At 48.2% G+C, this 20,692-nt stretch carries 20 protein-coding genes; 13 read left to right on the forward strand and 7 right to left on the reverse strand.

Annotation, left to right across the window (positions count from 1 at the left end; translation table 11 throughout):
• Nucleotide 1: 1 nt before the first annotated feature.
• On the reverse strand, nt 2–781 hold the full coding sequence (locus SCD_RS15030; RefSeq protein WP_009207753.1) for a replication initiation protein: 780 nt from the start codon (nt 779–781) through the stop codon (nt 2–4).
• 470 nt (nt 782–1,251) lie between these two features.
• Here SCD_RS15030 and SCD_RS16260 point away from each other — a divergent pair, with 470 nt between their 5' ends.
• The 5 genes from SCD_RS16260 to SCD_RS15050 all read left to right on the forward strand — a co-directional run bounded on the left by SCD_RS16260 (nt 1,252) and on the right by SCD_RS15050 (nt 6,582).
• The gene (locus tag SCD_RS16260; RefSeq protein WP_009207754.1) at nt 1,252–2,067 is read left to right on the forward strand and encodes a ParA family protein; all 816 of its coding nucleotides are present in this window, start codon (nt 1,252–1,254) and stop codon (nt 2,065–2,067) included.
• Between the two features lies 1 nt (nt 2,068).
• The gene (locus SCD_RS15035) at nt 2,069–2,953 is read left to right on the forward strand and encodes a ParB/RepB/Spo0J family partition protein (RefSeq protein ID WP_232504479.1); all 885 of its coding nucleotides are present in this window, start codon (nt 2,069–2,071) and stop codon (nt 2,951–2,953) included.
• A gap of 1,069 nt (nt 2,954–4,022) precedes the next feature.
• Complete coding sequence (locus SCD_RS15040; protein WP_009207756.1) at nt 4,023–4,601, forward strand: LexA family protein; 579 nt, start codon at nt 4,023–4,025, stop codon at nt 4,599–4,601.
• Nucleotides 4,598–5,872: a Y-family DNA polymerase gene (locus tag SCD_RS15045; RefSeq protein ID WP_009207757.1), complete on the forward strand. Its 1,275-nt coding sequence runs from the start codon at nt 4,598–4,600 to the stop codon at nt 5,870–5,872. The genes SCD_RS15040 and SCD_RS15045 overlap by 4 nt, the downstream gene beginning before the upstream one ends.
• A 44-nt stretch (nt 5,873–5,916) precedes the next feature.
• Nucleotides 5,917–6,582 carry an SOS response-associated peptidase gene (locus SCD_RS15050; RefSeq protein ID WP_009207758.1) on the forward strand — a complete coding sequence of 222 codons (666 nt, stop codon included), beginning with the start codon at nt 5,917–5,919 and terminating at the stop codon, nt 6,580–6,582.
• A gap of 312 nt (nt 6,583–6,894) precedes the next feature.
• On the opposite strand, the gene SCD_RS15055 is transcribed toward SCD_RS15050, so the two are convergent.
• On the reverse strand, nt 6,895–7,296 hold the full coding sequence (locus tag SCD_RS15055; RefSeq protein WP_041674322.1) for a hypothetical protein: 402 nt from the start codon (nt 7,294–7,296) through the stop codon (nt 6,895–6,897).
• 432 nt (nt 7,297–7,728) lie between these two features.
• On the opposite strand from SCD_RS15055, the gene SCD_RS15065 reads away from it, so the two are divergent.
• The gene (locus tag SCD_RS15065; protein ID WP_009207759.1) at nt 7,729–8,430 is read left to right on the forward strand and encodes a hypothetical protein; all 702 of its coding nucleotides are present in this window, start codon (nt 7,729–7,731) and stop codon (nt 8,428–8,430) included.
• Nucleotides 8,430–9,455 (forward strand): hypothetical protein, encoded by a 1,026-nt coding sequence (locus SCD_RS15070; protein ID WP_009207760.1) that lies wholly within the window; start codon nt 8,430–8,432, stop codon nt 9,453–9,455. Before SCD_RS15065 ends, SCD_RS15070 begins: the two co-directional genes overlap by 1 nt.
• 814 nt (nt 9,456–10,269) lie before the next feature.
• Here SCD_RS15070 and SCD_RS15075 read toward each other — a convergent pair.
• Entirely contained in the window at nt 10,270–10,545 is a 276-nt protein-coding gene (locus tag SCD_RS15075; RefSeq protein WP_332370313.1) for a helix-turn-helix domain-containing protein, read from the reverse strand.
• 181 nt (nt 10,546–10,726) lie between these two features.
• On the opposite strand from SCD_RS15075, the gene SCD_RS15080 reads away from it, so the two are divergent.
• The 4 genes from SCD_RS15080 to SCD_RS15100 all read left to right on the forward strand — a co-directional run bounded on the left by SCD_RS15080 (nt 10,727) and on the right by SCD_RS15100 (nt 13,724).
• Complete coding sequence (locus SCD_RS15080; RefSeq protein ID WP_148290872.1) at nt 10,727–11,005, forward strand: hypothetical protein; 279 nt, start codon at nt 10,727–10,729, stop codon at nt 11,003–11,005.
• A 93-nt stretch (nt 11,006–11,098) separates the two neighbouring features.
• Nucleotides 11,099–11,593, forward strand: coding sequence for a hypothetical protein (locus SCD_RS15085; RefSeq protein ID WP_009207763.1), 495 nt, complete (start codon nt 11,099–11,101; stop codon nt 11,591–11,593).
• Between the two features lie 485 nt (nt 11,594–12,078).
• A complete protein-coding gene (locus tag SCD_RS15095) occupies nt 12,079–12,666 on the forward strand; it encodes a hypothetical protein (RefSeq protein WP_021035839.1) in 588 nt (195 codons plus the stop codon).
• A gap of 395 nt (nt 12,667–13,061) precedes the next feature.
• Entirely contained in the window at nt 13,062–13,724 is a 663-nt protein-coding gene (locus SCD_RS15100) for a hypothetical protein (protein ID WP_041674327.1), read from the forward strand.
• 145 nt (nt 13,725–13,869) lie between these two features.
• Here SCD_RS15100 and SCD_RS15105 read toward each other — a convergent pair whose 3' ends face one another.
• From SCD_RS15105 to SCD_RS15115, 3 genes are all read right to left on the reverse strand, one after another.
• On the reverse strand, nt 13,870–16,173 hold the full coding sequence (locus SCD_RS15105) for a Tex family protein (protein WP_041674346.1): 2,304 nt from the start codon (nt 16,171–16,173) through the stop codon (nt 13,870–13,872).
• A 432-nt stretch (nt 16,174–16,605) separates the two neighbouring features.
• Nucleotides 16,606–16,947: a zinc ribbon domain-containing protein YjdM gene (locus SCD_RS15110; RefSeq protein ID WP_021035840.1), complete on the reverse strand. Its 342-nt coding sequence runs from the start codon at nt 16,945–16,947 to the stop codon at nt 16,606–16,608.
• A gap of 223 nt (nt 16,948–17,170) precedes the next feature.
• Nucleotides 17,171–17,968 carry a spermine/spermidine synthase domain-containing protein gene (locus tag SCD_RS15115; protein WP_009207769.1) on the reverse strand — a complete coding sequence of 266 codons (798 nt, stop codon included), beginning with the start codon at nt 17,966–17,968 and terminating at the stop codon, nt 17,171–17,173.
• Nucleotides 17,969–18,131: 163 nt separating this feature from the next.
• On the opposite strand from SCD_RS15115, the gene SCD_RS15120 reads away from it, so the two are divergent.
• Nucleotides 18,132–18,329, forward strand: coding sequence for a hypothetical protein (locus tag SCD_RS15120; RefSeq protein ID WP_021035841.1), 198 nt, complete (start codon nt 18,132–18,134; stop codon nt 18,327–18,329).
• A gap of 16 nt (nt 18,330–18,345) precedes the next feature.
• Here the strand turns inward: SCD_RS15120 and SCD_RS15125 are convergent, their stop codons facing one another.
• Nucleotides 18,346–20,091 (reverse strand): SulP family inorganic anion transporter, encoded by a 1,746-nt coding sequence (locus SCD_RS15125; protein ID WP_009207771.1) that lies wholly within the window; start codon nt 20,089–20,091, stop codon nt 18,346–18,348.
• Between the two features lie 143 nt (nt 20,092–20,234).
• Here SCD_RS15125 and SCD_RS15130 point away from each other — a divergent pair, with 143 nt between their 5' ends.
• Nucleotides 20,235–20,648 carry a GNAT family N-acetyltransferase gene (locus tag SCD_RS15130; RefSeq protein WP_161626952.1) on the forward strand — a complete coding sequence of 138 codons (414 nt, stop codon included), beginning with the start codon at nt 20,235–20,237 and terminating at the stop codon, nt 20,646–20,648.
• The last annotated feature ends 44 nt before the right edge of the window (nt 20,649–20,692 follow it).

Consider the following 20,692-nt stretch of genomic DNA (forward strand, 5'->3'; position numbering starts at 1 on the left):
GTTAACTTTCAGCAAGATCCAATTTTCCCTGGATAGCCTCCCTAAAACGAAATTCAATGGATTTAACTGCTCGACCCTCTTTAATAGACCTCCATTCAATTTCAAGGTTAGATTTCACTTGCAATTCTTCGACCGCAGGCTTAATCACTCGCCGAGCAACATCTGCATATCTGACATAGGGCAAATCAAGCTGACGTATCAAATCAGCCAAATCTATACGAAGAAGTCCTGTACTAGAAAATTGAGCCAGCATTTCGAAAATCCGGATCGAATAAGTACTTCGAAGGCCTGCAACACGCTGCAAACTATACGTTGTAAATTTTTCACGTAGCAAAGTGAGCAAGGGCAACACATCCATAGAAAATGTGAGCTCAGCCCACCCCTCGCCGTCGTGGTACTGGACTTTTGAGACCCAACGCATTTTGGTAGTTTGTTTACCATTGACTTCAGTAATCCGGCGTTCAAAAAGTTCGTTTGTTGCCTCTTTAAGTTCTTCGTAGGCTTTTCGCTTATCGATGCCAAATGTCGCTCCAAACTCTACCGCACTTATGCGTACTGAAGTTTGGGAGTGCTTGGGAGTACTAAAGGGGCGACGTGAGTCAAGTTTACTAATGGCCGCAAGAACTAGACGTTGTTCCTGGAGATTTAATTTATAAGACGCTCGGACTAAAGCATTAGATTTGGCAACAATATTGTCAGTTAATCCGCCAAAACTTACTGGCCCAACAGGAAACTCTTGTTCGTCAGGAACAAGTTCTGGATCTTCAGCCTCATCCGTCATCAGTGACACCTTTTATTGATGTCGTTATAATAAAAGAGTGACAAAATCAAGTCAAGTCGTCACACACGCTTTGATCACCACCTTTTTGTCACTTATTGTGGATAACAAATGAAATCAGATTTCATTGTGGATAACAGCACCTATCTGTCACTCGACGCCACCTTTTTGTCACTTTAAAGCACCTATCTGTCACTTCACGCCACCTTTTTGTCCACACACACCACCTTTTTGTCACAACACGCAAAAATTATATGCTCATATCTATATGATAATATTCATTTATATTGAGGCACGGGTTTCCTTAAAAACAAGTTTAAAAAGTTTTTTATAAATAACTAAAAATATATTAAAAACATCACCAGCTTTTATTTATTTGCTTCAACAAAAACCCGTTCCACAAACAAAAACACTACACATCATTTAAAATCCAGCGTAACATTGAACACACTAAATTGATGGAGTGAACACAAATGCCTAATGAAACCATAGTAATCGCAGTAGCAAATCATAAAGGTGGATGTGGTAAAACTACAACGGTAGTTAATTTAGCGAGTGAATTTGGAAGATTAGGTCTTCGAGTTCTGGTTGTAGATATGGATCCACAAGCTAATGCATCAATGCATATTGGAAAAAAACACCCTTCTGAAATAACGGTTACCTGTGCAGAGCTCTTAACTTCAGACATTGAAAGACTCCCACAAGCAATCAATGAAGACACCATGCTTGAAAACGTATCCCTTATTTATGGGAGTTTGGCACTGGGACGTACTGAAGATGAAATTCGAGAACAAACACCACGGCCATCAGAAGAATTGCGTCATAAGCTAGAGCCGTTACAAGGCTTATTTGATGTCATTCTAATTGACACGCCACCATCCCTTAAATTATTGACTAGCAACGCATTAGCTGTTGCTACACACGTAATTGTTCCAATTGAATCAGGTAGCCAATATGGTCTTTATGGTGTCGGCGATTTAATGCGTCACTGTACTAAGATTCGCAAAATAAATCCTTCCTTAGAACTTCTTGGAGCGCTTTTAATTCGACACGATGAACGCCAAACAGTATGTAAATTAATTGAGAACGCTGCAAGAGATCAGATTGGGCGCTTAATCCCAATTAAAATTCCAACTTCAACAAAGGTAGCTCAAGCAGCTATCGCACAGTCAAGCATTCACTCAATAGATCGTACCTCTAAAGTGGCACGTGAATTTAAAGAATTGGCTCGATGGATAGTTCAAGAAACCAAAATCGTCGTAACAAAGGAGCCAACTGATGGCGAGTGATATGAAAACCAAGCTGGCGGCTAAATTATTAGCAAATCAAGAACGCCATGCCCAGGCGGAACAAGAGCCTACCGTCGATTTGGGTCGACAACACATGATGATTTCAATTGAAAAAATTGATCCTAATCCATATCAACCAAGGACAATATTTCCAGAAAAAGAGTTGCAATCACTCGCACAGTCAATTCTTGAAACAGGCTTGATTCAACCAATAACAGTTCGAAAACAAAATGATCGTTATCAGCTAATCGCAGGTGAACGCCGTTGGCGTGCCCACATCCACTTAGAAAGGCGGGTAATTGAAGCAATCGTACAAGATGCATCAGACGATGATCTGGCAGTTGCTGCCTTAGCTGAAAACATTGATAGAGAAGACTTAACAGATTTTGAAATTGGGAAAGCAATTCGGCAAGTAGAAGCCCTATTTCCCTCGCGAACCAAGCTAGCTGAAGGGCTTGGTATGAATCGTGAAGATATGTACCGATATTTTGCTTATGATGCGTTGCCCTCATTCATTATTGAAAAACTAGAAAAAGACCCGCGATTACTTTCGCGTACAGCTGCAGCAGATATAAAATCATTATTAACTCGTGAAAATAGCACCCCAGAAGCACTTAATGCCCTTCGTTCAGCTATTGATTTAGTGATTTCCAAAGAATTAGACCAGACTAAAGTTGCCGATTATGTGACTCGTACCCTTCGAGGTGAAACTGTAAGAAGTTCACTACGAATGGCTACTCCGTTAACGAAAGATGGAATTCGGATCGGCTCCATTACACGCGACACTCGCAATCTTGTAATCAAACTAAAATCGACATCAATTACGGAAAAACAAGAGCAAGCGATTCGCGATTTTCTGGATAACCTTGTTGCGCAAAGTAAATAATAGTTTCATTTGTACATGGACCGTGATGAGATTATCCCTGTTTTGAATCTCAAGCTTGGCTCGTTGCTGCCACTTTATGCGGGTTACGCCAACTAGAAAAATATTTGGCCAGGCTGCCAAACACCAACGTTTAGTGGAAATGTCCCATGTTACAAAAGTGCTTAATGTAATCGAAAATATCCTGGTCGATCAGTTCGACTTTCATCATTTTTACCCCCCTTATTTGAAATCAGTCGTAAGGCTTAGCCTCAAAGGATTGAACATCGTTGCTTACAAGTATCCCTTATTCTCTTACACGATCAGTGACCTCAATTCGATAACAATAGTAAGCGCATGCTCTCATTAGTTGTGTGGAATTAAAACGCTTGTTAGATCTAGTCAGATGTTCTATTTGAAGCGTTCTTACAGTTAACTAAAACCGTAAAGCTGAATGAGTGACAAAAAGGTGGTATCAGTAGTGCTTCGATATACTGACGAATTATGTGTTGATGAGTGACAAAAAGGTGGTGTCTGTAGCGCTGCAACATACTGGCAAATTATGAGGGGATGAGCGATTAAGGGGCGGTATCAGTGGTGTAGAGACATACTGGAGAATTATCAGGCGAAGAGTGACAAAAAGGTGGTGCCTGTAGTGCTGTGACATACAGACCAATTATGAGTCGATGAGTGACAAAAAGGTGGTGTCTGTAGCGCTGCAACATACTGGCAAATTATGAGCTTGTGTTCCCTGCTGAAAATAATATTTCACCTCTTTTTGTAATCGGCCTGATGTTGTTGTCCGACTATTTTTTACTGCCACCTACGTGAAAAGTGCTCGAGTAAATTATGAATATGTATCGATTGTAGCAAGTTGCTACACAACTAAATTATGAGTGCATGTATTTTCCTGTGCTTTTTAAGCTATATCAACAATGACTGCGTAACCGACTAAATACGGCCATAACAAAAGATATTCGGTGTGGCGAGTTGATACACATTAATTCCAAGGAAAAAATCTGCATGAGTTTGACATTTGCCCATGCCCTGATCTACTCTTGATTCCCGTAACACAAACCAAGATCAGATCACTATGACTCAAAACTCCTGGGGCGGTCCCCGTCCCGGCTCCGGCAGAAAACCCGTCTCCGAACCCACCGTCACCCTCCGTGTGCCTGTCAGTCACAAGGAAACTGTCGTGGCGCTGGTGCAGCGCCTTAAATCTTCTCCGGTCGTTCGTGTTCCTTCCTGGCTGGAGGTCCATGCACTGGCAGAACAGCCTCCCTTCCTGGCCATCCCTCTCATGAGCCACTCCGTGCGTGCCGGCTTCCCGTCTCCTGCGGACGACTACATCGAGAAACGGATCGATCTCAATGAAGAACTGATCCAGCACCGTGAAGCGACTTTCTTTCTTCGAGTAAGAGGTCACTCCATGGTGGGGGCCGGGATTGATGATGGGGATGAGCTGATCGTGGACCGGGCTGTTACTCCTGCGCATGGCCGTATTGTGGTGGCTGTCGTAGATGGCGAACTGACCGTGAAGCGCTTCTTTCAGCGTGACGGGGTGGTGAAGCTGGTAGCTGAGAGTGCTGATTTTGCGGATATCGAATTCAAGGACGGGCAGGAGATGGTGATCTGGGGGGTAGTGACCAAGGTCATCAAGTCGGTATGACAACCTTTGCCCTGGTTGATGGGAATAACTTCTATGTCTCCTGTGAACGGGTGTTCAACCCGAAGCTGGAAGGCAAACCAGTGGTGGTGCTGTCAAATAATGATGGTTGCGCTGTCGCGCGCTCCCTTGAGGTCAAGGCACTGGGGGTGAAGATGGGCACTCCCTGGTTCCAGATGAAAGATCTGGCCAGACAACATGGCATCATCGCGCTTTCATCCAACTACACCCTGTACGCCGATCTGAGTAACCGCATGATGTCGGTGTTGAGGATGTTCTCTCCTGACCAGGAGGTGTATTCCATTGATGAATGTTTTCTGAAGCTGGATGGGTTTGGGTTTGATCTGTCCGGGTACGGCCAGATCATCCGCCAGCGGGTACACCGCTGGACGGGTATTCCGGTGTGTGTGGGAATCGGTTCTTCTAAAACCCTGGCGAAGCTGGCCAACCATGTGGCAAAGAAACGGCCACAGTGGAATGGGGTGTGTGATCTGGGCTCGCTGTCTGAATCTGAGCTGCATGCATTAATGGCCAGTATCGAAGTCGGTGAGGTCTGGGGAGTCGGCAGAAAGATCCAGGAGAAACTTGCTGCCATGCAGATTCATACTGTGCTGGATCTGAAGCAGGCGGATGCCGGACAAATCCGGCGTTCGTTGTCGGTGGTGGTGGAACGGACGGTGATGGAGTTGCGGGGGATTTCCTGTCTGGCGCTGGAAGAAATGGCGCCAGCCAAGCAGCAGATCATGTGCAGTCGCTCCTTCGGAGCGCCGGTCATGCTTTTGACCGATCTGCGCGAGGCGGTGACCAGCCATGCCAGCCGGGCGGCAGAGAAATTGCGGCGTCAGGCCTCGGTGGCGGGTGCAATTCACGTGTTTATTTGCACCAGTCCATTTAGAGAAGAGGACCCTCAATATAGTCAGGGTTTGACTATCCCCTTGCCGGATGCGACCAGTGATACCAAGAAGCTGGTTAAAGCGGTGTTGTGGGGCTTGAGGCAGATCTATCGGCCGGGGTATCGGTACGCCAAGGCCGGGGTGATGCTGATGAATCTCTCTCCGGCAGCCACTCAACAAAATTCCTTGTTTGCAGATGAAGGGGCGGATGAAGAATCCGCCCGTCTGATGCAGACGATGGATTTGATTAATCGGAAAAGGGGCAAGGATTCACTCTTTATTGCCAGCGCTGGCGTCAGAAAGCATTGGCAGATGAAGCAGGGGAATAAATCACCCTGCTATACCACGGACTGGGGTGAGCTGGCGGTGGTGCGATGCTAGTCCACGGCTCAGACAATGCGGGCCGCCTGGGTTAAAATGAGAGCATGTGTGGACGCTATACTCTTCATGGATCTCCTGCTGCTCTCAAGGCTCATTTCGGCACGACCAACGAATTGGACTTGAAGCCGCGCTTCAATATTGCACCCAGCCAGACGGTGCCGGTGATTGGTTTGGATGCGACCGGTAATCGGGTTTTTATCGAGGCCCGTTGGGGTTTGATTCCTTCCTGGGTGAAAGACTCGGCAGAGTTGCAACAACCGATCAATGCGAAGGCGGAAACCGCCGCCATCAAGCCAATGTTTCGGCATGCCTATCGTAAAAGCCGCATATTGGTGCCGGCGGATGGGTTCTATGAGTGGGTGGTCAAGAACGGGAAGCAGCCTTATCTGATTCGGTTGAAAGACAATGAGCCGATGGGGATGGGGGGATTACTGGAGCACTGGCAGGGTCCTGAAGGTGAGGTGAAAACATTTACGATTCTCACCATTAATGCGAATCCGCTGATGGCGAAGATCCATGAGCGGATGCCGGTGATTATTCGGCCTGAGCATTACGGGTCATGGCTGGATAAGGGATTAACGGATGTGATAAAAATTCAGGAAATGGTGCAGCCATATCCTGAGCGGTTTATGGAGGCTTATCCGGTGAGTCGTGCGGTGAATAGTCCGGCGCATGACTCAAAGGAGTTGATTGAGGCGGTGGAGGGGTGAGAGAGATTGGTCATGGGTGAGGCAGAACCGTTATCGCCCAGAGTTCGACTGAAGGAACTGTTGGCGATACCTGAAGGGTTACGCATCGACGTTCAGTGGGATGAAATTAATGAGTTGGAGATTTCGCTGGCGGGGGTTAATCGAGAAGGCGAGAAGGCGATAAGACGCAAAATACCAGGACGGAATGGGCATCTGTCTGGTTGTGCTGTTGGTCCTAGGAAGAAAATATTCAGAAAATCTGTTGAAAGAAAAACAGAACACAGGTCAAGAATGTTCTCTTGGCAGGCAAAATCTAGATAGATATAATGCCAACTACGTTGGCAGATGCAGGTGGTTTTGTGGTTCATTTTCACCTCTAGACAGCGCCCTCGTACGTTTCCATGACTTTTCTGGCAGCAAAAGTGGCAGTTCTTTATTGGCCACTCCAGCCTTAAATTCAAAAAACCACAGAATATCAACGAGCGTGGATACTTCCGCATCCGCCCGTTGATTTTTTTGTTTTCCACCGGCTTTGCCCGTGGAAAATCGGCAACCGATCCCAAAAACAATCAACCGCCTCCCTGCGAGGTTTGCCTCCGGCCTGGCCACTTCGTTTGCCCAAATTTGACTTACGTCTTTCAAAAAAATCACAAATGCAGTGGCAAAGCCCCCCTTAAAATTCTGCCCATCCAGAAAGTTTGAAGAATCGATTCGTACGGGGGTAATCGGATTCAATGCGATTGTCTGAGTGACGTTACGAAAAATATTTTAAAAAAATAAATATGTTGTAACTATATGTAGATAAATGATTTTCATTATTTTGTTTTGAACAAAATATACGAATAGCCCAAAAACGCCAGCAAACGCTATCTTCGGTTTGGCATACTAGTGATAAATAAGTTTACGTGGAAACGAGCATGTTAAATCAAAGCGGAATTAATTTTGAAGTTCTATCAGCCTTCATCAGTTGTTACAGCAAGATTGTGATAACGACTGCCCGAAAAAAACAATATTGCCGGACGTGTAACTTGATGGCCTTCAAGTCGGCAGATGAACTGGAAGCCACGGCAGATACTGAATTCAAGTCGTGTGTGATGTGTTACCAGGGGTCACTATTCGGTTACAGGATATCTCGCCAGTGGCATCACGTTACAGGGAGTTACTGATATGTCCACCACAGACAAATCCCTGCTATGGCTCTATTTTTGGCGATTTTCGACAGAGCGCATTGTTGCAACGGCACTTGGATTGGACTATAACAAAAACAGAAATACGCTGGCGCGTTTATCTAATCGCGGGCTTACAAAAAGAACAGAGTCCTCTCGTTCTTCTAGTAAGTTTATCTATCTTCTGACCAAGGAAGGCGTTGATTATTGCAAGAAATGTTATGACATGGAATTAAACTATGACACAGACATAAGCCATATGCGTCAAGGCGGAGTTATCCACACATTGGCTTGTCAGTTAGTGACAGCGAGAAGTGCTGATCTCATCGAATCATATGAGCCAGAAAGGTTGCTCAAGGCAGCTTTCACAACTGGCAAACATCCGGACATTAAGTGGATAGTGAATGGAAAGAATATAGCCGTTGAAGTCGAGCTTGACGGCAAAAGTGGGTGGGACTTGCATATGATGCTGGTTCGTATCGTGGAGTCCATTGAGGGCGGGGATTTTTACGGATATTTAATTTTTTATACTTGCCCCGAAACGCTCGCTCGGTATAAATCGGCATTGTCTCGACAAATACCCCGATGGGAACGTCATGGCGCATCTGGCCAGCCAGTTCAAATCGGTTTTGTTAAAGCACGACCCGAAGTGCTTTCTAGAATCACACATATTTATGTGAAAAATTTGATAAAGGAAGTTTGATGTTTACCCGCAAATTCATTTTAGCCGCTTTTCTCGTTTTGCTGGGAGGTTGCGACAAACAAAGTGACTTTTATTATAAAAAGCAAAAAATTGACACGGATTGGTCGCGGCCCGATGTTTCCCGTTTGGTAATGAGAATGCGGGAATGTAACAAATGGACACCTGACAAAATTGAAGCTGAGATGCAGGTGATGCATGAGCAGCTTTGCGAGGAAGCGCAAGCAGACCTGATCGAGATTGCAACAGCGGCGCGAATATGTGATGGCAACGAGACCTCACCGTGTCGAGAAGTTGAGTCCCAGCTCACACAATTTCGCGGGGATTCACTGCAGAAATTTGAAAATAATGGTGTCGGCTTATCGCAAAGATTTGAAGTTTTCGATATTTATCGCAATCGTCATTGGCTTCTCAGCAGTTTATTCGTCGCATCAGTAGGCGCTCTTTTAGCCGCTGGACTAGCCATAGCGTGTAATTCGCTGGCATCCATCGGTGCGGTCTTGTCAGTCGTTGTCGTCGCCTCCGCCTGCCTGCTGATCATTCGTATTTTGCCTGTTACGAGTGGGTCCTTATTCCTGGATACCGTTGCGACCCGAAGTGTATACATGGCACTTCTTGAGGGGGTTATTTTATATTTTGTGGGTGCAGTTGTTGGCTTCTCTACAGGATCATTGTGGAAGAACAAAAAACAAGAACTGCAAGTCATAAACATGCAATATATTGCGATGATTCCCGGCTTTGCCCAAGTGGCGAGTATTCTCGATCGATTTCCGATCGAGGAATTCGAACAATACGTAAAAGAGAGATATTTTAAAGCGCCGGAGATACCTTCACTCCCTGAATATAATAATGTTGCGGAAGCAACTGAGATAAGCGAGGGAGACCGGTCACTGGACGTTGATGCAGACACTGAAAATACCGTTCCAGAAAAGACCAACAAAGTGACGTTGCCGGACACAAACATAATGAGTGGTGACTCAAATGTGGATGCGGTAATTGAAAAGATCTCGCAGCGCTTTAAGCAATAAAGCCGATCAAGTGTGACAATGGCGTCCTGGCCATTGCTACCCCATTTTTCCTGGCACGGGATCTTCTTCAGCCAAAAAATGGTGACGATACAGCGCACTTGAAGTGCCAGGCATACGTCATACAAGATTTTATGAGAATTGAGCCTCGACCAACTTCTTATCTTTTTAACTGAATTAAGCCAGTCCAAAAGATAAGCACGGTCACGGCCGTGAGTGTCACCCCTGTCATAGCCAGGAGCGGGTGCACCTGTAACCATGGTAAATACATAAGCGTTGACACGATGCCGGTTATATAGCCTTTCATATGCTTCCAATCCTGGATTACACAAATATATCGTTGCTTGGAAATCTCGCTTCATTCTGCTGGAATTCGGAAGAATTTTCTTCTTCATTCAGAGACGGCAGATTTTTTCTGGGGACATTTTTAGACTAGCAAGCGGCGGGGGAAATTGCAACCAATTGATTGTTATTATTTATCCTGTTCACAGGGGACAGGGCGAAGGCGTTCCCAGTGGACAATAAAACGGGAAGACCAACGTACAGATTTTCTGGCTTGTGATTATTGGTCGCTTATGATTAGGCTTCGCTGATCAGAGATGACTGATTCAAATTGTCAGCTAACCTACTTTGATAAACAATCCAATCATAAGGTCCCGGTGGGTTGAGGTCATCTTGGCAGAGTGGGCAATTGAAGTAATTTTTCCAGATGGAGGAATGCCAAACAGTTGAGTTGCACCCTGCAAAACTTGGCCTCCGTTTCTGAGTCTGGATTCAACTGAGTTACCGGTTAAAAAAGTTAAATTTAAAAAAATTTCTACAGTAAATCGATGATCTCCAATTGTAGCGCCTTGGCGAGCCGTTCAATATTGTCGATACTAATATTTCGCTCTCCCCTCTCGACCGACCCCACATAGGTCCGATGTAACTCAGCTAATTCAGCCAACTCTTCCTGAGATATGCCACGCATCAGCCGCGCTTTGCGTAGGTTTATTGCAAATCTCTGTCTCGCCGGGACGGGCTCTTTTCTTTTTTTCATAGAGGCAAGAGTGCCGCTCTTGACGACTTTGAATCTACAGACTATAAGTAGCATCTGGATTGTAATTCTTTATATTTCCAATCCACTTTGTGTCAGAGAAATACTCATCATGACACGGGGAAAGGCACGCGACTGATCACTTTGACCTGCCATGGCGGGTCAAATATCAATCGTTACTTCCGAGATCAAATTCATTTGGTCGGCGGAAGCGAATAACTCGCAGCATCTCACTCATATGCCATTTCGAATCGACAACGTGTCACAGAAAGCCAGTGTCTGGTACTGGAGAATCAAGGGGATCGATGGCCGTGATGTCTATGGCACCTTGTCTACAGGTCAAAACGGACGCGGCCTTTACCAGGTTGCGATTGGGTTCACTCGCATCCTGGTCGTTCCAGAGCGTTTTTACGTGCCCAGCAACTTGCCCAGCGGGGAAGCCTGCCTTTTACTGGCCTTGACGCTGGAGCAGATGGATTGGGGCCCGGAAGTGAATCAGGATGGTGAGGATGAATGATGAGTCATTGGAGTTTTTCAGGACTTAAAAGCGATGGGTGATACTTGAATCCCCTCCCCCACTAAAAATCCAAATCTTAAGAGGAAGACAACGATGCATACACATGTTCTAAGTTTAAATTTAACCGGAAAACCAGAAGAAATAATTGAAGGTAACTCATTGCAGAACCTCGCTTACGAGGTCGCAATGCGCTTTGCCTCTACTTGCCCAGAAACCACTCCACTGCCGTTTACGGCACATGTAAATCCTCGCGGCACCATCATCAGAATGGAACTGAAAGCTGACCTGGGCAACGACTGGTGGCAGGACAATCACCCGCTTTTAGATGGCAGTTGCGGCGTACTCACCGCAGTCATCGAACCCATTAAAAAAAGATCAGAGCGATATCTGATTCCAGAAAACCTGCTTAAAGGCGGTGGGAAGGCGTGGCTGCTAATCAATGACGGGCAAGTCACAGATTTGGTGTACGCCACCAAACAGAGCGTTTCAGCTAATGATCCCGATTTTAAGGCCCGGCTCAAACAAAGAGGGAAGCTCATTAAAGGCAAGGTTTCAGGCGTCTTTTTCTTCCCAGACAAAGAACAATAATTGCAAGCCTGCAGAACGGCTAGCCCGCCTGCTTAAAGACGACAATAACTTAATTTGAATATGAAAAAGAAGTGAGGCACACAATGACTTTCAAGGACAAAATCAAAGATCACATTGAAGAACACAAACCAATCTACATTAGTATTGGTTTCACATCCCTGTACGCGTTTTTAGGCATTCTAGAACTGATGTATGTCGTATCCAACCCATTAATCTGGTGGTTCGGAGTGATATGCATCGGATTAGCAGTTTCGTTTACAGTAAAAATGGTTTTTTACTATATTTTCACAACAGCCATTGCAGATGGTTTTTTAAAGGGCCTGACGAACAACCGCAATAAGTAGGATTAGAGCCTGGAACGGATTTCAGTAGGTGGCGTATTTGCCTATATATAAATTTACAGGCGGTCGCTGGCATGCATTCAATCGTAATGAGCTTGGTATGATGACTATAAGTAGAAATGTGATCCACAAAATATGGAAATAATGAATATGGATACCTCTGTACTGTTCGATAAACTATCTGATCTAAAGGAAGAATACGTCGGTGAGCCAACAGGGCTTTATTCCTTCTGGAGTTTAGTTAATATTTCTATGGTGGCCTATCTGGGCTATTGGGCAATCGATTTCATTTTATTTCCTAGAGCAAATGTTCCGAACCCTGCAGGTGATGTGCAGTTTGGCTACTTCCTTGGGTATCTAGCGCTCATATTCCTATTAACATGGCTAGCAGTCGTCGAGATACTACGCATCTGGTCGCTAGGGGTTTTCTTTTCTTCAATTGCCATTTCTATGTTGGGATTTAATACATACCAGGCAATGCATGGAAACGTGCTATCTATCTTTTTATTTATAATGATGGCGGTAGCCATATTAATGTTAGCTCTGTCGGCTGCAATAGGCAGGCGAGAAATCCGTAATGGCGCTGATCCTGAGGAGGTTGTTGAAGATTACCTCGATGCCCTTTGGAGCAATGACATGGGCCAATATCGCACCCTTCAGAAATTGCGCCGGCAGAACAGGCTCCAGGAAGAGCTGATTGAAGAATTTCGGCACAATCGAAACTCAGATTAAAATAAATTTGTTTTCCCGCTGTTCAGCATGAATGTGCCAAAATGTGCTTTTCAAAAGCAACAGGAATAAAATTTTAAAAGGGTATTGTTTTTTGATTTTAAATCAAGTTATAATTTATCTGTCCCTCAGCGTAGGGATAAGAAAACCTCTTAAACAGAGAAAGCGTCTTTTGTTTTTCCCCCTCAGTGCAGGGGTAGGAAGACCTCTTGAAACTAAAAGAGTATTCTTGTGTTTCCTCTCAGCGTAGAGGTAAAAAAGCTCGGTGCCTATGCCGGGCTTTTTTTGTTTTGTGCGTCTGACAAGCCTCGAGGGAGGAAGCCGTCATAAGGATGGCACTGTCACCATTCGCCGACTCGTGCAAAAAACTGATTCTACCAATCGGACAGGCCTAAGCCATGACAAAATCAGATCTTGCTGATCGCTACAAATCAAAGTTTGGTGGTAATACCAAGGGTATTACTTCCCTGGCTTCGACCTTGAAGCGCACAAAAACCGCCTTAACTGATATTGAGGCGGTTTTTGTGGAAAGTTTGACGGCAGATGAATGCGCTACTTTCCAAAAATGTCGTGAAACGCTCTCCAAGCTGGCCGGCGAGGCCAATCAGGCCAAATCTGAAGTAAAGCGCCATGCCGCCGAGAAACTGGCGCTTCAAACTCGTTTACACAAAGAGGCGCACGTGGCGGTGGCGGCAGCTTTCCCCGTTCAGACCATAGAGGATGCCATCGTTTTTTTGGCTTGGGATACGCCTTTGAAAAACTGGCAATCAACCCATTGGCAAGCCAGTATTAAAAATGAAATCACAGGAAAATCTTACCGGAAAACCCCCGATGTTCTGGCGGAAAGTAAAAACCAGGCGCAAGACTTGATCCGTGAATTTATCCGAACCATAGCTTTCGAGGCAGAAAGCAAGAGTATCGCTGTTACGGAAATCATATCGGCTGCGCGATCAGATTTAGACTCGAAACAGCCTTTGATTCTGGCCAAAATGGAACGATTTATACAAGAAATTCGTGCTGCTGCAGTAGCTCAGTCATTAGACAAGGCAAACCAACATTGACATGCGCATGAAATTTAAAACCCTGCGGCATTATTTGACTTGGACACCGCCAGGAGTGTGATTTCCCGGTGGCGATACTGGAGCGGTTGAAGGCGGCGGCGGAATCTTAAGCCACCAGCCACGCTCTGTTCTATCTATTTCGTCCTCATCCCCCACGCAACTTCGCCAGAGCAGCGGCCATCGCACCACCTACCTGAGGCGGTGATTCGCGCTTGGCCTGGGGTTTGCGTGCAGGTTCGCTGCGTATCGTTGATGCCGCTGGTGCCGCCTCGTCACTGAGACGCATGGTCAGCGCAATGCGTCGGCGAACAGGATCGATCTCTACGACCTTGACCCGTACCACATCTCCCGCCTTGACGATGGTATGTGGATCCTTGACGAACTTCTCCGCCAGCGCCGAGATGTGGACCAACCCATCCTGATGTACCCCGATATCCACAAAAGCCCCAAAGTTGGCCACATTGGTCACCACCCCTTCGAGGATCATGCCGGGCTGTAAATCCTTGAGCTCCTCCACGCCGTCCCGGAAAGCCGCCGTCCTGAATTCCGGACGCGGATCGCGCCCGGGCTTTTCCAGTTCAGCCAGGATATCCTTGACCGTTGGCAGTCCGAATTTATCATTCGTGAATTCTGTCGGCGTCAGGCGGCGCAGTGTTGTACTGTCACCGATCAGCGACTTGATGCTGACGTTGAGACGCGCAACGATGCTTTCCACCAGCGGATAGGCTTCCGGGTGCACCGCAGAAGCATCGAGCGGGTTGTTGCCGTTCATGATGCGCAAAAACCCTGCGGCCTGTTCAAAGGTCTTGTCGCCGAGGCGCGGGACTTTCTTCAAAGCTGTGCGGTTGAGGAAAGCGCCGTGCTCATCACGATAGCTGACGATATTGCCCGCAAGGGTTGCGTTCAGCCCGGAAATTCTTGCCAACAAAGGCGCTGAAGCGGTATTCACGTCTACGCCTACCTTGTTGACGCAGTCCTCCACGACAGCATCCAGGCCGCGTGCCAGTTCGTACTGATTGACATCATGCTGGTACTGGCCCACACCAATTGCCTTGGGGTCAATTTTCACCAGTTCCGCGAGGGGGTCTTGCAGGCGACGAGCGATGGATACCGCACCACGGATGGTCACGTCGACATCGGGAAACTCACGTGCGGCTAGTTCCGAAGCGGAATACACCGAGGCGCCCGCTTCGGACACCACCAGTTTTTGTAATTTTAGCTCAGGAAAACGTTTTATCACCTCGGTCGCCAGCTTGTCGGTTTCGCGTGAGGCAGTACCGTTACCGATGCTGATGAGTTCGGCATGGTGCTTGGTGGCCAGTGCTGCAATCACGGCTACAGATTTATCCCACTCGCGTTTGGGTTCATGCGGATAAATCGTCGCAAAATCGACCAGCTTGCCGGTTGTGTCCACCACTGCAATTTTCACCCCGCTACGCAACCCGGGATCAAGGCCGATGGTAGTCCGCGGTCCAGCTGGAGCCGCCAGCAACAAGTCATGCAGATTACGCGCAAAGACATGAATGGCTTCGGTCTCGGCAGTTTCTCGCAATCGGTTGATCAACTCCAGATCAAGGTGCAGAAAAATCTTCACCCGCCATGACCAGCGCACAGTTTCATTCAGCCACTTGTCAGCGGGTCGGCCCTGATCCGCAATATTGAAGCGCCGTGCGATCATCTGTTCACAGCGGTTGGGTGGTCCGGTGCGTCCCTGTGCCTGTTCGTCTTCTTCCAGCACCAGCGTGCGAAACAGAAAACCCTCGTTGCTGCCGCGCAGTTGTGCCAGCGCACGGTGCGAAGGCACGCGTTTCAACGGTTCACGGGAATCGAAATAGTCGCGAAACTTCGCGCCTTCGGTCTCCTTGCCTTCCACTACGGCGGATTTGAGTATGGCGTTATCCCATAGATGTTCGCGCAATCTGCCGATCAATTCAGCGTCTTCAGAAAACTTTTCCATCAGAATATGGCGTGCGCCTTCCAGTGCGGCTTTGACATCTGCCACACCTTTGCCGGCATCAACGTAGGCCAGCGCAGCTTCCTCCGGAACCAGCATGAAATTGACTAGCAGCGCCTCTGCCAGCGGCTCCAGACCTGCCTCGCGGGCGATCATCGCTTTGGTGCGGCGTTTAGGCTTATAAGGCAAATAAAGGTCTTCCAGCCGGACTTTGCTGTCGGCACCAAGGAGGTCCTTTTCCAGCTCAGGGGTGAGCTTGCCTTGATCGGTGACGCTCTTGAGAATCGCAGAGCGTCTATCCTCCAGCTCGCGCAGATAGCGCAGCCGCTCCTCCAGATTACGCATCTGGGTATCGTCCAGACTGCCAGTGGCCTCCTTACGGTAGCGCGAAATAAATGGCACCGTGGCACCCTCGTCGAGCAGATCGACAGCGGCTTGAACCTGGTTGGGATGAACGGAGAGTTCCTGGGCGATGCGTTGGGTGATGCTGGTAATCATGAGGTTCCGGGGCGGCAGGGAAAGGCGCTATTTTGAACCATTTTTGCGGGACGTGGTGGCCGCCCTGCGCATTTCCGCTTCTCGGCCATTGCCGCCTGTCAGAGAGGCTGGCAAAATAGTGCGGGCGAATGGCTGCTTTAATAAGTTGTGTCATCCAGCACGAATGACCGCGCCCTCCAATACCGGTCAGGCACGACTTTTTTGGGGAAATCAGGGTAGCCGACTCGAATGTCAGCTTTTCCAGAAAAGCGCGAGCGGTTTAGTCCTTTGACCCGGAGCAGTCGGTCATCACCTTGCTAGTCAAGGTCTGTCAGCAGCTTAAAGTCATCCAGCCCCTTCATTCTGGCCGGTATGATAGTGCCCTGCGACCCATTAATAGGCCGCATACGTTCTGAAACCACAATGAACATCGGGGGGCTACAGTGCCAGTTAGACTTTCCTCAGAAAGCAGGCTTTTAGCACGAAGTCGCCAGCGTCCATCTTGCAATCCACTTCGTGGTCGCCGCCGATTAATCGGATGCTCTTGACTTTGGTTCCCACCTTAAGCGTAATGGATGAACCCTTAACTTTTAAATCCTTGACTAGGACTACTGAGTCACCATCGGCCAGCACGTTGCCATTGGCATCCTTTACCACCGCAACCGCTGCGTCATCGATGCGCGCGTCATCCACCAACGGCCACTCGTATCCGCAGTCGGCGCAAACATAATTTATGCCGTCAGGGTATGTATTTTCCATAGTGCATTGGGGGCAGGCAGGGATGGTAGACATATTTGCTTTCAAATCGTAGTAATTTAAAGGGCGCCATTATGCATGGCTATTTCCGTGTTCAGAAATCCTACAAAACCGAGTTCGCCAGCAAACCGTCTCTACCGAGTCGCATCCAGTGACCATTGGCATGGGCTCTATCCGGCCAGGGAGATACCCAGGAATAGAAATTTTCCGGAAAGCACATACATCGTTGTCGGTAGTCTGGCGCCGCATTGAAAAAATATCACTGTGGAATCGACGATGTGCGTTGCTTGAGTCGCTGAGCCACTTTTTGTGCAATGGTATGCAGAGCGACAGTGTGTGTCGGCCCCAGATCCCGGATGCGCTCACTCATCGTGGTCGCCAAAGGTGGGAAATCTTTTCCTTTATATGCGAAGGCAATCTTGTTTCCCCACTCTTCCGCCTCCACGATTACGACCTGACCATTGAAGCTATCTCTGATTCTTGCGGCATAGGTGCCGAACTTGGGATCGCCACTTAGTATGTTGACTACCAATACGCCACCATCCCGGAGTTTGGCATAGCAATGATCGTAGAACCCTGCACTGCATAATTGTCCGGGGTGTCCATCCCGGTCGAAGCCATCGACGAGCAGCACATCGACAAGTTTGGAGCGATCCCGGACATAAACGGCACCGTCGGCACAAACCACCTCGAAATTGGGGCCGTCCTGAGGAATCAGGAATTTATCGCGCAGGGCGATTACCTTAGGGTTGATTTCTACCGCCGTGAAGTGCACATCCGGGACATGGCGCAAGCAATACTTCGCCAACGACCCACCACCCAGACCGATCATCGCGATCCGCTCCGGTTTCGGATGAAAAAGCAGGAAACCCATCATGGTACGGGTGTAACCCAGAACCAGCTTATCGGGATTGGACTTGCGCATATGGCTTTGCGTTGCTGCGAAATCGAAGTGCAACGTTATGTCGCGGTCCCCTTCATGCAGAAAAGGCTTTCCTGCCACAGTCTGAGGCAATGAAGACAGATATTCGAAAAAAAAATCATTCAATTCACTCATGCTTTTGTTTCGTCCTTTTGCTATCGTCAAGTGTTGATCAAAAAGTTCTTGGTGCTAATCACCGAGAACTGAGCTGCACATGGCAATGCTTTGTAGATTGAACATATCGCCACAAGATACATATAATGTTAATATGATTAACATTTACATCCAAAAAACAATCATGGAAACCAAGACCGCTCGCCTTACCCTTCTAATCGACCCCGTAAAGAAAAAAGCCTTTGAGGAGCTGTGTGCGGCGCAAGACCTTACTCCCTCCCAAGTGGTTAGGCAGATGATCCGCGATTACATGAAACTCCACGGCATGGATTACGCCACCAAAAACAAGATTGGTGCAGCTGGATCGAAAGGGGCCAAGTGAAGGCCACCCCCTATGGCTATTGGGGGCGACCACGCAGATAAATTTCGCTTGTTTTTAACATGCCTTCTGCATACTCGCTTAAAACCGCCTGCTTTTCCTGAGCTATTTTCGGGTTCGTTCCTACCAGTAGGTTGCACCGGACGATCGCGGTCGCAAAGTCATTAAAATAATCTTCCGGTTCGATAGCAGCAAGAATGCCCGTCTTATCCAGCTTTTCTCTCACGCGCTCGTTTGCCTCGCACAAAATGATGCGAATGCCGCGCGCTTCCAGATTGAGAATCGCCTCTTCCAAGGTTTGCAAGCCGGTAATATCCATGAACGGCACCCGGCGCAATCGAATGACCAGAATGCGCGGATCAGTATGAGTTTGTGCCAATGTCTGCTCGAAATTTTCCACGGCACCGAAGAAGAACGGCCCATCGATGGCATAGACCAGCACGCCAGGTGGTAAGGTTGTCAATCCCTGATAGGTCAGTTCCATTTCAAGTTCTTTCTCGGCGACCTGCTGCACCTCTACGGAGGAAGCCATGCGGCGCAAGAACTGTAATGTGGCGAGGATGACACCGATATTGACCGCCACCACTAGATCGGTAAACACAGTCAACCCAAAGGTAATCAGGAGAATCGCCACGTCCGCCTGCGGCGCGCGCCGCACCATGTGCGCAAAGTGTTTCATCTCACTCATGTTGTAAGCGACGACGAATAAAATGGCCGCCAGCGCGGCAAGTGGTATGCTGGCCGCCAGCGGCGCCAGGATCAGGATAATAAGCACGAGTGTGATCGCATGGATGATGCCGGCAAGCGGGCTAGTGCCCCCATTACGAATATTGGTTGCGGTACGTGCAATTGCCCCGGTTGCGGCAAATCCACCGAACAGGGGTGCCGCGATATTGGCAATTCCTTGCCCGATCAGTTCCTGGTTCGAATCGTGCCGGGTTCCGGCCATGCCGTCCGCCACCACGGCGGACAGCAGGGACTCGATAGCGCCGAGCATGGCGATAGTGAAGGCAGGCCCGATCAGCTCGATTACGCGAGCCAGCGTGACCGACGGAAGAGCAAAAGCAGGCAAGGTTTGCGGGATACCGCCAAAGGCGCTGCCGATGGTTTCAACGCCGTCGAATTTGAAGATTGACTGGAGCGCGGTTGCAACCACCATTGCCAGCAATGGTCCGGGGATGTGCTTTAGTCCGCGAATCCTGGGCGAAAGCGTTATCAGCAGCAGGCTTAACACCGCCAGCGCTGTAGTCGCAAGCTGGAGTTGCGGCAACACCTCAATGAGATGCAAGAACTTCTCATGGAAATGTTCTCCGGCTATTTTGGGTAGCCCAAAAAAGTCTTTCCATTGCCCTACCCAGATAATAACGCCGATTCCGGCGGTGAAGCCGACGATGACTGGCGCTGGAATAAACTTGATGACCACGCCCATCTTGGCGAACCCCATCAGCAAGAGCATAACCCCGGCCATCAATGTGGCGATTTGCAAACCATCGACACCATGCTTGGCCGCAATCGTGGCCAGAATGACAATAAATGCGCCAGTTGGCCCGGCGATTTGAAGCCGGGTGCCACCAAAAACAGACACCAACAAGCCCGCGATGATGGCGGTGTAAAGCCCCTGCTCCGGTTTTACTCCAGATGCAATGGCGAAGGCCATCGCCAGCGGCAAGGCCACCACCCCGACGATAAGTCCGGAAACAAGGTTGGATGCCCAGTATTTACGGTGCAGCAAACCTGCGCGATAGGCTTCATGTAGGGCAATCATTGTTTTCTTAAATTGATGTGCGTTAACTAAAAATAGTATTATAATCACATTAACATAGAATGAAAATTTGATGCAACATGCCTAAGTTTAAAAACAGGATTGGAATCTGCGCTTTGCTGAAAAACAGGGTTGAAATTTACCCCTTGAGGACAGAAGATTACGCAGCGGCGATGGCGCTTTGGCAAGGGTGCGATGGCATACGCCTGCGGCAGGAAAGCGCTTCCGAGACGTTTTTTCTCCGCTTTATCGCCAGAAATTCTGGGTTATGCCTTGGTGCGTGGGAAGCAGATCATCTGATTGGGGCGGTGCTGGTTGGGCATGATAGCCGGCGTGCGCACCTTTACCATTTGGCTGTCGCGGAGACACATCGACGGCAAGGGATAGGGCGGCGCTTAGTGCAGGCTGTGCTCAAGGAGTTGAACCGGATAGACATTACCAAAGTGCATTTATTCGTCGAGACGGATAACGCCGCTGGCCTGGCTTTCTGGCGAACGATTGGTGCCGAACACCGTACCGATCTGGCAGCCTTCTCGCTAACTGTCGGAACATCCCAGTAGCTGCTAAAGAGGAAGCGGCCAAAATCGGTCGCTTGAGTTTATTT

Source organism: Sulfuricella denitrificans skB26, from assembly GCF_000297055.2.
Taxonomy (GTDB): Bacteria; Pseudomonadota; Gammaproteobacteria; order Burkholderiales; family Sulfuricellaceae; genus Sulfuricella; species Sulfuricella denitrificans.

Excerpts from the sequence above, each read along its gene's own strand:
- SCD_RS15045 (WP_009207757.1), top strand. The coding sequence starts at position 4,598 with ATGACAACCTTTGCCCTGGTTGATGGGAATAACTTCTATGTCTCCTGT.
- SCD_RS15030 (WP_009207753.1), bottom strand. The coding sequence starts at position 781 with ATGACGGATGAGGCTGAAGATCCAGAACTTGTTCCTGACGAACAAGAG.
- SCD_RS15080 (WP_148290872.1), top strand. The coding sequence starts at position 10,727 with ATGCCATTTCGAATCGACAACGTGTCACAGAAAGCCAGTGTCTGGTAC.
- SCD_RS15070 (WP_009207760.1), top strand. The coding sequence starts at position 8,430 with ATGTTTACCCGCAAATTCATTTTAGCCGCTTTTCTCGTTTTGCTGGGA.
- SCD_RS15085 (WP_009207763.1), top strand. The coding sequence starts at position 11,099 with ATGCATACACATGTTCTAAGTTTAAATTTAACCGGAAAACCAGAAGAA.
- SCD_RS15065 (WP_009207759.1), top strand. The coding sequence starts at position 7,729 with ATGTCCACCACAGACAAATCCCTGCTATGGCTCTATTTTTGGCGATTT.
- SCD_RS15095 (WP_021035839.1), top strand. The coding sequence starts at position 12,079 with ATGAATATGGATACCTCTGTACTGTTCGATAAACTATCTGATCTAAAG.
- SCD_RS15050 (WP_009207758.1), top strand. The coding sequence starts at position 5,917 with ATGTGTGGACGCTATACTCTTCATGGATCTCCTGCTGCTCTCAAGGCT.
- SCD_RS15120 (WP_021035841.1), top strand. The coding sequence starts at position 18,132 with ATGGAAACCAAGACCGCTCGCCTTACCCTTCTAATCGACCCCGTAAAG.
- SCD_RS15110 (WP_021035840.1), bottom strand. The coding sequence starts at position 16,947 with ATGTCTACCATCCCTGCCTGCCCCCAATGCACTATGGAAAATACATAC.
- SCD_RS15075 (WP_332370313.1), bottom strand. The coding sequence starts at position 10,545 with ATGCTACTTATAGTCTGTAGATTCAAAGTCGTCAAGAGCGGCACTCTT.
- SCD_RS15100 (WP_041674327.1), top strand. The coding sequence starts at position 13,062 with ATGACAAAATCAGATCTTGCTGATCGCTACAAATCAAAGTTTGGTGGT.
- SCD_RS16260 (WP_009207754.1), top strand. The coding sequence starts at position 1,252 with ATGCCTAATGAAACCATAGTAATCGCAGTAGCAAATCATAAAGGTGGA.
- SCD_RS15035 (WP_232504479.1), top strand. The coding sequence starts at position 2,069 with ATGAAAACCAAGCTGGCGGCTAAATTATTAGCAAATCAAGAACGCCAT.
- SCD_RS15125 (WP_009207771.1), bottom strand. The coding sequence starts at position 20,091 with ATGATTGCCCTACATGAAGCCTATCGCGCAGGTTTGCTGCACCGTAAA.
- SCD_RS15040 (WP_009207756.1), top strand. The coding sequence starts at position 4,023 with ATGACTCAAAACTCCTGGGGCGGTCCCCGTCCCGGCTCCGGCAGAAAA.
- SCD_RS15115 (WP_009207769.1), bottom strand. The coding sequence starts at position 17,968 with ATGAGTGAATTGAATGATTTTTTTTTCGAATATCTGTCTTCATTGCCT.